9 protein-coding genes, 1 tRNA gene, 1 pseudogene and 1 riboswitch are annotated in these 10,299 nt (G+C 68.1%); of the genes and pseudogenes, 5 read left to right on the top strand and 6 right to left on the bottom strand.

Annotation, left to right across the window (positions count from 1 at the left end):
* Positions 1 to 30: 30 nt before the first annotated feature.
* Complete coding sequence (locus MJ797_RS00765; RefSeq protein WP_239330048.1) at positions 31 to 705, bottom strand: O-methyltransferase; 675 nt, start codon at positions 703 to 705, stop codon at positions 31 to 33.
* A 300-nt stretch (positions 706 to 1,005) separates the two neighbouring features.
* Positions 1,006 to 1,173: riboswitch (M-box (ykoK) riboswitch) on the top strand.
* Positions 1,174 to 1,522: 349 nt separating this feature from the next.
* Here MJ797_RS00765 and corA point away from each other — a divergent pair.
* The 4 genes from corA to MJ797_RS00785 all read left to right on the top strand — a co-directional run bounded on the left by corA (position 1,523) and on the right by MJ797_RS00785 (position 5,823).
* Positions 1,523 to 2,554 (top strand): magnesium/cobalt transporter CorA, encoded by a 1,032-nt coding sequence (gene corA, locus MJ797_RS00770; protein WP_239330067.1) that lies wholly within the window; start codon positions 1,523 to 1,525, stop codon positions 2,552 to 2,554.
* Between the two features lie 286 nt (positions 2,555 to 2,840).
* Complete coding sequence (locus MJ797_RS00775; protein WP_239330084.1) at positions 2,841 to 3,515, top strand: hypothetical protein; 675 nt, start codon at positions 2,841 to 2,843, stop codon at positions 3,513 to 3,515.
* 317 nt (positions 3,516 to 3,832) lie between these two features.
* Positions 3,833 to 5,389, top strand: a complete 1,557-nt coding sequence (locus MJ797_RS00780; protein WP_239330101.1) for a PepSY domain-containing protein — start codon at positions 3,833 to 3,835, stop codon at positions 5,387 to 5,389.
* A 345-nt stretch (positions 5,390 to 5,734) separates the two neighbouring features.
* Positions 5,735 to 5,823, top strand: a tRNA-Ser gene (locus tag MJ797_RS00785).
* Between the two features lie 146 nt (positions 5,824 to 5,969).
* Here the strand turns inward: MJ797_RS00785 and MJ797_RS00790 are convergent.
* The 3 genes from MJ797_RS00790 to MJ797_RS00800 all read right to left on the bottom strand — a co-directional run bounded on the left by MJ797_RS00790 (position 5,970) and on the right by MJ797_RS00800 (position 8,153).
* On the bottom strand, positions 5,970 to 7,388 hold the full coding sequence (locus MJ797_RS00790) for a tyrosine-type recombinase/integrase (RefSeq protein WP_239330122.1): 1,419 nt from the start codon (positions 7,386 to 7,388) through the stop codon (positions 5,970 to 5,972).
* Entirely contained in the window at positions 7,385 to 7,603 is a 219-nt protein-coding gene (locus MJ797_RS00795; protein WP_239330141.1) for an AlpA family transcriptional regulator, read from the bottom strand. Before MJ797_RS00795 ends, MJ797_RS00790 begins: the two co-directional genes overlap by 4 nt.
* Positions 7,604 to 7,820: 217 nt before the next feature.
* Positions 7,821 to 8,153, bottom strand: a complete 333-nt coding sequence (locus MJ797_RS00800; RefSeq protein WP_239330143.1) for a hypothetical protein — start codon at positions 8,151 to 8,153, stop codon at positions 7,821 to 7,823.
* Between the two features lie 164 nt (positions 8,154 to 8,317).
* Between MJ797_RS00800 and MJ797_RS00805 the strand changes: the two genes are divergently transcribed.
* Entirely contained in the window at positions 8,318 to 8,500 is a 183-nt protein-coding gene (locus MJ797_RS00805) for an AlpA family transcriptional regulator (RefSeq protein WP_239330146.1), read from the top strand.
* Positions 8,501 to 8,507: 7 nt separating this feature from the next.
* Here the strand turns inward: MJ797_RS00805 and MJ797_RS00810 are convergent, their stop codons facing one another.
* Both MJ797_RS00810 and MJ797_RS00815 read right to left on the bottom strand, forming a co-directional pair.
* Complete coding sequence (locus tag MJ797_RS00810) at positions 8,508 to 8,699, bottom strand: helix-turn-helix domain-containing protein (RefSeq protein ID WP_239330149.1); 192 nt, start codon at positions 8,697 to 8,699, stop codon at positions 8,508 to 8,510.
* Positions 8,700 to 8,733: 34 nt separating this feature from the next.
* Positions 8,734 to 10,299, bottom strand: a pseudogene (locus MJ797_RS00815) (replication initiator); the annotation flags it as partial.

The raw sequence follows: 10,299 nt of genomic DNA on the forward strand, positions 1-10,299 counted from the left end.
CCGGTCGCTCTAAACGGCGTTTGTGGACGGTCAGAGTTTCCGGGCGATCGTCAGGCCGTCCGAGACCGCCAGCAGCACGGCCTGAACACGATCATCGGTGGTCACCGCCTGGTTGAATGCCCGGATCGCCTGGACGTTCGCCTGCTGGTTCGTCTCATCCAGGACGTTGCCGCGTTGCAGTACGTTGTCGGCGACGATCAGCCCACCCGTGCGCATCCGGGGAACCAGCAGGTCGAAGTAGGTCTGGTAGGAGGTCTTGTCCGCATCGACGAAGGCGATGCCGTAGGTGGGCTCGGCGGGCAGCGCGGCGATGGTGGCCGCGGCCGGGCCGAGCCGCAGTTCGATCCGGTCGTCGAGGCCGGAGCGTGTCCAGTACGCACGCGCGAGCGAGGTCCATTCCTCGCTCGTGTCGCAGCAGAGCAACTGCCCGTCCGCGGGCAGGCCACGGGCGATACATATCGAGGAGTATCCGGTGAACGTGCCGATTTCGATCGCTCTGCGTGTGCCCGTGCTGGCCGTCAGAATAGTCAGCAGCGTGCCGAGTTCGGCTCCGATCCGCATGTGGGAGACCTCGCTGAACCGCCGCCGTGTCTCCTCGGCGAGCTCGGTGAGAAGCTCATCCGGCGGTGAGCTGTGGGCTACGACGTAGGGCTGGATACCGTGCGCGAGGATCGGCGAATCAGTTGCACGATCAAAATTAGACATACAGGTAGGCTACTAGCCTGTTCCGGCTCCATCTCGGGCCACTGATCGACCCGCGTGCGAACCTGGCCGTTTGATGGCCGAGAAACGTGGAGCAAGCGGCAACAGGGGACGCGGCATCGCGGGGTTATCGCGGGGCTGGGGCACGCGCCTTGCGTCATCGCCTCTATTGCCGAGCATTCTTACTTTAAGTAGCAAAATCGGCACTTTTGGTATGAAAAGCGTTGTCAACGGTACGCTGAGAAGCATACGTCACCGGATGGCGGTTTGACAGCTCCCCGCGTTGGGCGGCAGGCTTGCGGTGCGGCACCTCGTTCGGTGAGGCGTCTGCACGGACACAGGCCACTGACCCCGAACGTCGAGAGACGCCCCGGGTCAGGACAGCTCTCCCCGAGCTAAGGGGTGGGCCCAGGTGGCTTCCTGGTTGGGATTACGCCGTGCAGTGCCAAAGCTCTGACGAGGAGGGGTGTTCCGCACGTGGTCCGGTTCTGAACGGGCTCGCTTCGTGCGATCACTGCCTGTGCGTGTGAACTGAACTGTGCCTACGGGCGCCCGATCGTGAGAGGAGGTGGCGGGATGAGTCCCGGCCATAGTCCGCGTCTGTCCTGGGCTGGCTCGGCGACCCCCGCCGCCTGAGCCCGGCCCCTTCAGATACGAGGATTTCACCGCCGGACGCGAACGCAGCGGACTCGGCAAGGCGGGTGGACTGGAGCCTGGGCCCGACTCATGGGTTGCTTCGGTAGGCGCGCTGGATCAACGAGTGCTCCGGCACCATGCTGCCTACGGGCGCGGCCCTCAAGCCCCTCGAGGAGCTGGCGTGATGACCGTGATGGAGAACGCGTTCTACACCGAGGGCCGGCGTTTCGCGCAACCGAACTCGCTCGGTGAGACCTACCAACTGCTGCGTGAGCGCCATGACGAACACAAGCAGGACCTCGCATGGATCGGCCTGGTCCGCCCGGATCAGCGGGAGATCGCCTCGATCGCGAGCGAGTTCGACCTGCATGAGCTCGCGGTCGAGGATGCCGTGCAGGCGCACCAGCGACCGAAGCTGGAGCGGTACGGGAAAACCCTCTTCGTGGTGCTGCGGGCGGCGCGCTACAACGACATGCGGGAGGAGGTCGAGTTCTCCGAGCTGCATGTCTTCATTGGAGACGATTTTGTAATTACCGTGCGTCACGGTGATGCCCCGGAGCTACCGAGGGTCCGGCAGCGGATGGAGTCCGATCCAGGGCTGCTCGCCAGGGGACCGGAGGCGGTGCTGTACGCGATTCTCGACCGGGTCGTGGACGACTACGCGCCGGTGGTGGCGGGGCTGGAGAACGACATCGACGAGATCGAGACCGAGGTGTTCCGCGGGGAGCCCGCGGTGAGCCGGCGCATCTACGAGCTGTCTCGGGAGGTCATCGAGTTCCAGCGGGCCACCAAGCCGTTGCTCGGGATGCTGGAGGCGTTGGCGGCCGGGTTCGTCAAGTACGGCGTGGACGCCGAGCTGCAACAGTACCTGCGCGATGTTTCCGATCATGTTGTCCAGGTGGTGGAGCGGATCGAGGGCTTCCGCCAGCTGTTGCAGAACATCCTCACGGTGAACGCCGCCCTGGTCGGGCAGCGGCAGAACGAGGAAATGAAAATTTTGACAGAGGCGAGCCTGGAACAGAACGAGGAAGTCAAAAAGATCTCCGCATGGGCTGCGATCCTGTTCGCTCCGACGCTGGTCGGCACTGTGTACGGGATGAACTTCGACGGCATGCCGGAACTGCGCTGGGCGTACGGCTATCCGTTCGCGATGGCGCTCATGCTCGCCGTCTGCGTCACGCTGTTCATGGTCTTCCGGAACCGACGATGGCTGTGACCACACCGGCACAGCCGATCCCGGCTGAACCCGGCCGAACCCGTCGTTATGTTTCAGCCGTCATGTTTGCGGCGTGTTTCGGAAGTCGTCATTCGATCAGGGAGCGGCGTCCGGGTGGATGGATCGTGAGGCGGCGGAGGGAGCCATCGGAGGTGGTGGGCGTCGACCGACGAGCCGGAGTGCCCGTGCATCACGCGGCGATGGCTGGGGAGCGATGCCGCGAGGCGCGTGCCCCAGCCCCGCGACGCCGCGTCCCCTGTTGCCGGTCGTTCTAAGGTCTGGGTTTGTGAACTGGGCCGCGACACCTGTCGGCCGGGGCGTACGCGCTGCGGCGGTGGCGGTCCTGGCTGTCCTGCTGGCGGTTGCCGGGCACGGCGCGGCGTGCGGCCGGTTGCCGCCGCTGTCGGTCATGGGGCTCGGGACGCTGGTGACGGCTCGGGTCTGCTGGGGAGCGGCCAGGGGGCGGATGTCCGTCCGGCGGCTCGCCGCCGTGGTGGTCGGTGTGCAGGCGGGCCTGCATGTCGCCTTTGCGGTCACCGAACCCGCCGGTATCACGAACGTTCCCGTGGGCGGTGCCGCAAGCGGCGGCTCTGGTGGCGTGACCGCCATCACCCACGCGGGCGACATGGTGTCACAGGGCGCGGTGCCGGGTGTGGACCTGTTGCCCGGCGGGCCTGCGATGGCCATCGCGCATCTGCTGGCCGCGGTTGTCCTCGCCTGCTGGCTCGCGGTCGGGGAACGGCTGTTGTGGCAGGCGGCGCGGGGTGCCGCGACAGTCGCGCGCCGGGTCGCCCGCCGGCTGCTGCGACGCCATGTTGGGCCTGCCCGCCCGCGCGTCGCCGACCTGATCCCGCTCGTTTGGTGGATGCGGCGGGTGCCACGTCCTGCCCTGCTCCTCCATGTGGTCATCCGCCGGGGGCCACCCGTTTTCAGCACCTGTTTTGGATCTTTTTTCGGGTAATCCACGTCCAGCTGGCGCCTGGCTTCGTTGCTGGCCACACCGATAGGACCCATCCGGTATCGGTGCGGGCTCCCGTCTTGCCAGAAACCACCTGAACGCGACTCGCCGGCCGAATCCACGATTCACAACAGGCCTTTACAGCACCCTGACCAGCTTGTCCCGCGCCCTCGTGCTGGCGCTTTTCGATAGCTGGTCGGGCCTGTCGCCGACCGTTGCCGGCCGTCGTCTCAGCGCGCCCAATTCTGATCTTCGCGGGTGGGATGCGGTCGCCGTATGCCCTCGTGGCTTCCTTCTGTTCCGCTGTCCTGGAGACACATATGACCACTGTCGATCATCTCGGGCTGTCCCCGGACGAGCCTGCCACTCCTTCGGTTCATCCTGTTTCTCCCATCCCGGCGCCGGCACCGGCGGCTGGTGCTGGTACCGGCACCGGTACGGGCGAAGGACCCGCTGCCGCGGCGTCGCGAGCGGTCGGCGGGACGCGCCGGCTGCTGGTACGGCTGCACTTCTACGCGGGCGTGCTGGTTGCGCCGTTCCTGGTGATGGCCGCGCTCACCGGGCTCGCTTACACCCTCACCCCGCAGCTCGACGCTTTGGTCTACGCGGACGAGCTGTATGTCGATCGGGTCGGGGCGAATCCGCGTCCGCTCACCGAGCAGGTCGCGGCGGCTCGGGCCGTCCATCCGGAGGGGACCGTGTCGGCCGTCCTGCCCGCTGACGCCGCCGACCGGACCACCCGCGTCGTGCTCGACGTGCCCGGCCTCGGAGAGAAGCAGCGCACCGTCTACGTCGACCCGTACACCGGTCACGCGCAGGGAGCACTGACCACCTGGTGGGGGAGTACCCCGCTGACCACATGGCTCGATGACCTGCACCGCAACCTGCACCTCGGCGCGTTCGGGAGGCAGTACTCCGAGGTGGCGGCAAGCTGGTTGTGGGTGGTGGCCAGTGGTGGCCTGATTCTGTGGGTGCTCAGATGGCGTAACTCCCGGCGGGTGCGGCGGGTGCTGCTGCCCGACCTGGGCGCGCGGGGCCGACGCCGCACGATGGCCTGGCACGGCAGCGTCGGAGTGTGGCTTGTGGTTGGCCTGCTGTTTCTTTCTGCTACCGGCCTGACCTGGTCGCGGTATGCCGGCGCGCACTTCAGCTCGGTGTTGGACGCGCTGCACGCGCACGCTCCGGAACTCGACACGGCACTGCCCGTCCCCGACCCCGCACCCGTAGCAGCCTCGCCCCATGCGGGCCACGCGATGCCCGCTACGGGGATGGCTGATGCCGGTTCGGTGACCGACATCGGCGAAGCTGGTGTCACCGGGCAGGTCGACCGGGTCCTCACCGCGGCGCGTGGGGCCGGGCTGGACGGACCGGTTGAGATCGACCTGCCCGCCAAGCCGGGCGCGGCCTGGAGCGTTGCCCAGACCGACAAGCTGTGGCCGGTGCGGCTCAGCCAGGTCGCGGTCGATCCCGCCGATGGCCGGATCACCTCCCGGGCTGACTGGGCTGACTACCCGTTGCTCGCGAAACTCACCAAGCTCGGGGTCGCCGCGCACATGGGCCTGCTGTTCGGCCTGGCCAACCAGCTGCTCCTCGCATCTCTGGCGGTTGGCCTGCTGTGTGTGATCATTTGGGGTTATCGGATGTGGTGGCAGCGGCGGCCCGTCCGTGATGAACGGCGGGCGCTCGTCGGTCCGGCGCCGGCACGCGGGACCTGGCGTGGGTTGCCGCGACCGGCGCTCGTCGTTGGGGTCGTGCTCACCGCTGTCGTCGGTTGGGCACTGCCCGTCCTCGGCGTGACCCTGCTGGCCTTCCTCACGTTTGACGTGGCTCTCGGCGCCATCCGGCGGGCGCGGCAGCGCGGCGGCACACCCGCCTGACCCGACATCACCCCGCGGTCCTGCTGCGGCAGCGGCACCGGCAGCCGTTGCCGCCCGGCCGGGCCGCTGGGCTGGGCTCGCTCCGCCGACCGACCGACCGAAGCCGTGGAACTCGATGACGGTGGACTCGTTTGTTTCCCGGAGCGTGCCCGCGGACGGTTCGACGAAGCGAGGTGTGTGCCCCAACCTCGCGACGCCGCGTCCCCTGTTGCCCGGCCGGAGCGGGCTGACGATGCGGCCGACAGTTCCTGAGCGGGCTGTGAGATCCTGGGACAGCACATGGCGGGTACATGGCAGGCAGACCCCGGCGAGCCGGACGTAGCCTGACAGCGTTTCCGCAGGTCAGGAGGGCTCGCCTAGTGGCCGATGGCGGCGGTCTTGAAAACCGCTAAGGGGAGCGATCCTCTTCGTGGGTTCGAATCCCACGCCCTCCGCTCTGACCAGCACCTTTGACCTGAATCCGCAGGCCATGGCTATTTTGGATCTTCTTTTTGTGATCTTTTTGTGGCTCGCGGCTGTCCGGCTGTGCCCGGCCGTGAGTGGTCATCTACGGCCGTCTGTGGGGAATATGTGGGGACGATCAAGAGGTGTCCCCAGGGTTCAGGACGGTGTCGATGCGGTCGCGGGCGGCCTGGTCCTGGCCGGCGAGGCACTTCGCGTAGACCTTGAGCAGGACGTGGACGCTGTGCCCGGCCCACTCGGCGACCTGGGTCGCGGGGACGCCCGCGTTCAGCCAGGTCGACACCGCAGCGTGACGTAGATCGTACGGCCGGCGGGCGAGTGGCGAGGCCAGCTGTGCGGGAGTGAGAGCCTTCGCGCGCGCGGCACGCCAGACGTCGCCGTACCGGCTGTCCGGGACGGGGCCACCCTGAGCACCGCGGAACAGCCGGCCGTCCGGGGCGGTGCCGAACTCGGCTAGGTGATCCCGCAGGATCCGGACAAGGTGTGGAGCGCAGGGCACCGGCCGCGTCTCGTCCTTCGCTCTGTGCTTGAGCTGGCGCGTCTCCCGCTCGCCGCTGTCGGTCCACTGGCCGCCCACCGTCGGAGCGGAGTTCGCGAGTGTCAGTGTCCCCCAGCCGCCGTTGGCGGGAAGGTCGAGATCGGGCTCGCGGAGCGTGTTCACCTCGGCGGGTCGCATTCCCGCGTAGTACATGCAGGCAAAGAAGCCGACCAGCGGCCGGGAGATCCCGCCGACCGAGTCGAGCAGCGCCCGCGCCTGAGCGGGGTTCACGACCACCCGGCGATCGACCGTCTCGCCGACCTTCGGCGCGGTCCACTGGATACGGGTCAGCGGGTTGACGTCGAGATGCCCCAGCTCGATGGCGTACTCCACCATGCTGAACAGCACTGCCCGTTTGCGGGCGATCGTGTTCGCCGCGGCCGGTGACCCGTCGAGCTTCACCGCCAGGGCATCGAGTGCCGCGCGGGCATAGGTCGGATCCGCCAGCGCCGAGATCGGCACGGTGGACCGTTCGACCCAGCAAAGGGCGGTGGCCACATCGTCCGATGGAGCGTCGTCTCCGTCGGTCGACCGCGTGATGTTGAATGCCCAGCCGTACAGGGCATCGCGGAGGACCCGCGGGTCGGGTGCGCCCTGCCGGGTGCTGAGGAAGGCGGGCGTGACGGTCGCGAGGGTGTCCGCGACGGACCGGCGGGAGTTCGGCGCGAGCCCGCGCCATTTCATCTCGGTGAATGCGCGGGCATGGCCGTACCAGGTCTGCTCATCCTTGCCGAGATCGAGCATGCTGACCGGAATCCCATCGGCGACGTCGAAGGGTTCGCCACGACGGGTCGCGCTGACCAGGCCGGAACGGAAGCTGTCCGCGAGAGCGGCCGTCTTGAAACTCCGGGAACGAGCTTTGCCCGCAACCGACCAGCGCACTTCATATGTGGTCCCGCGTTTTCCCGCGACTTTCCGGACGTTCCAGATACGGACGTCGTAGGTTGTCGGGCGGTCGATCCTGCCCGGCTGGCCGCTTCCCGCACGTCGGGGGTTCACGCGGCCTCCTCGCGGCCATCGAGCCACGCGGACAGATCGCTTCGCCTGATCCGGAGCTGGCCGTTCGGAAGTGTGAGGCAGCGAGGAGCGCGCCTCTTCGCCCGCCAGTCATAGAAGGTGGAGCGGGAGATCTTGAGTTCGTCGCACAGCTGGTCGAGCGTGAGTAGCTCCTCGCGTGCGGCTGGGACAAGGCGACGGGTCGGGCGCGGGGGCATGTAGAATCCGCTCCTTCTGCCGATTCTTTGGGCGAGATATCCCGTCTTCTCTGGGCGCGAAAGGGTCTGCCGGGAAACCGGCCGCATCCAGGGCGCTACCGCGTCACTGCGTGATCGGCTACGCCGACCCTGGACCCGTCCGGCCCCCCGGCAGGTCAGGCGCTTACCAGAGGAACGGAAGAAAAATGGGGGAGGAGCGAAGGACCGCGACTACCGGTCAGGACGGCCGGGTCTGCGCGGGAACCCTGCGGTACGGGGCGATGTCGGGCACCCAGCCACCAGCCGGACCCCGGTGTGGTGGGCGGGTTGCCGGAAACGCCGTGCCGGGGATCGCGCGGAACACCAACACGACGTCGACGTCCCCGAGGGCTTCGACGAAGACCGCGTCGGTGGGGATCCTGACGGCGGTCCGGGCGAGGTCGAAGGGGTCGGCGCCGGGTTTGACGGTCATCTCGTAGTAGCCGTGGCCGGGGGTGTCGAGGCGGACGAACGGCTGTCCATCCGAGGGGTCGCGTGGTGGGTCGAGGTCGGGCGGAATGATAGGGGTCACGGTCTGCGCTCCTTGTACGAGAAGGGGTGTGGATCGAGGTCCCGTCGTGGAGGGTGAGAGCTCCCGGCGGGACCGCCTTACTTAGCAATTGCTAAGTCCCGTTGAGTGTCTATGACGGCTTAGCGACTGTCAAGTACGCTTCGGGAATGATGCGGGAACGACTCATGGGCACGGCAGAGATCGCCGCCCGTCTCGGTGTGAGCCGCGTCCGAGTCCACCAGATCGTCACCACTGACCCGTCATTCCCCGAACCACTCGACGAGATCAAAGCCGGAAAGATCTGGCGAGCCGACGACGTGGAACGCTGGATTGCCGAGCACCGCCCACCCCGTGACCCGGCCATCTGACCGCCGTTCACGCCGCATCCTGCTGTTCCAGCCCGCGCGGCCGATCGACGTAGGCGGTGAGCGCCGCCCGCGGTATCCGCCGCGACCGGTCGATCACCACAGAATCGATCAGCCCCGCCTTCATCAACTGATAGAGCTTCGCGCGACTCACCCGCAGCTCAGCCGCCGCTTCGGCCGGGGTGAGAAGAAGCGTGTGCACAGTTCCTCCCTCCGATGATCGTTGAATCGAGACGTCAGGCCGCCCGGGGCATGCCGGGGTGGGTTGCCGAAACCGGGCCGGGATCGCCGCGCGCCGCACGGGCCGCGTCCAGTTGGGTGCGCCAGTGGTGGCGGTCCGCGACCGCGCGCAGGAGGAGATGTTCACGATGCGGGGTGGCTGGATCACCTGGCCGGAGCAGCTGCCAGATCACCCGGTCGGGCGTGGCGCCCTGACCGCCACGTGCCTCGTCGCCGGTGTGGCCGAGGACCGCGAGTTGTTCCCGGATCCAGCTCTTACGATCTTCCCGATGATCGGTGAGGGTCTTACCGGACCATTTCCGGGAGACGAGCACGCGGCGGCCGCCGAAACCGAGGGTTTCCCGCCGGTGGGCCTTACCCTTGCAGCGTCCCGGCAGCAGCCCGGCCTTCGGGTTTTTCGGCTGGACGCCGTAGCGCAGCCAGTTCGCACACGTCGGCGTGCACGGCTCGTAGCGCAGGGCGTCGGCGAGCCGGTCGACGTGCGCCCGCTGCGCGTCAGTGGTGATGCCGTGGCAGGTATCCAAGCTTTTGGTCAGATATTTGGTCAGGTAGCCGATCAACCGGCCGGTGTTCGCGCTGTTCGCGGTCACCCCGTCCGCGCGGACCTGCACCCCGAACCGGACGACATGGGTGGGTTCGGCATCCTCGCCGATCGCGTCCAGGGCCTCCTCCCAGGTCGGCAGGGCCGCGCCGGTGTCCGGGTCGGTGTAGCCGCCCGCTTCGTCGTCCCACACTGGCAGCCGGTCGGGGCTGTAGACCGGCTGGGCACAGGCGGGCCACCACACCTGGTGATACGTCGCCGCCGCCACCTGGCGCAGCAGCACCCGCGGGATCGTGCCGCGCATCGCCGCATGCAGAGCGGCGCCAAGCGCCGTTGGGGTTCCAGGCAGGCGAAGTACTGGACGTCGTACCCCACGGCCCGGCGCAGGTTCTGCCAGAACCGATCCACCAGCTTCGGGAAATGGATGGCGTCGCGGGCCGCCCGCCGGTAGTCATACGAGGCTGGGTCCACCGGGGTGCCATCGGAGTGCACCTTCCCGTACGAGTCGCAGGTCAGGGTGAGGAACATCGACGGCCGCCACACCGTCCCGTCCGATCCGGTGAACGTCCGCCCGACCGTGCGCCGGTCCACCGGCAGCCGGGGCAGGTCCGGGGCATCCTGACGTCGCCGGGTGGACCGGGTGCGCCGGGGCCGGTCCCGGTTGTCCGGCGCGGTCTTTCCCCGCACACCGAGATCGTTCAACGCATCGTCTACCTGCGAGATCAGATCGTCGACCTCGGCGACCTGCCCGACGTCGTGACTGTCCGTGGCGTCAGTGCGGACGGCTTCGAGATCCGCCCGGAGCTGGACCAGGGTCTTCGCGTCCTCGCCGGGCGGGTCGGGGTCGGGGAGCGGTTCGTCGTCGAGATGCCAGCCGGCCTTGCACTGCGCCATCCGCAGTTTCCGCGCCCGTTCCGCACACGGCGGGCACTTCGATGCCAGGGTGGCCCCGCAGGGCACCGGGACGGTTTCCGTCTCCCCGGTGACCAGGTTGACTGTCCGCATCGCCAACGGGCGGATG

Source organism: Protofrankia sp. CiP3 (assembly GCF_917627345.1).
Lineage (GTDB): Bacteria > Actinomycetota > Actinomycetes > Frankiales > Frankiaceae > Protofrankia.

What these genes read in the sequence shown, in the direction of transcription:
- MJ797_RS00765 (WP_239330048.1), bottom strand. Translation starts at nt 705, where the DNA reads ATGTCTAATTTTGATCGTGCAACTGATTCGCCGATCCTCGCGCACGGT.
- corA (WP_239330067.1), top strand. Translation starts at nt 1,523, where the DNA reads ATGACCGTGATGGAGAACGCGTTCTACACCGAGGGCCGGCGTTTCGCG.
- MJ797_RS00780 (WP_239330101.1), top strand. Translation starts at nt 3,833, where the DNA reads ATGACCACTGTCGATCATCTCGGGCTGTCCCCGGACGAGCCTGCCACT.
- MJ797_RS00795 (WP_239330141.1), bottom strand. Translation starts at nt 7,603, where the DNA reads ATGCCCCCGCGCCCGACCCGTCGCCTTGTCCCAGCCGCACGCGAGGAG.
- MJ797_RS00805 (WP_239330146.1), top strand. Translation starts at nt 8,318, where the DNA reads ATGGGCACGGCAGAGATCGCCGCCCGTCTCGGTGTGAGCCGCGTCCGA.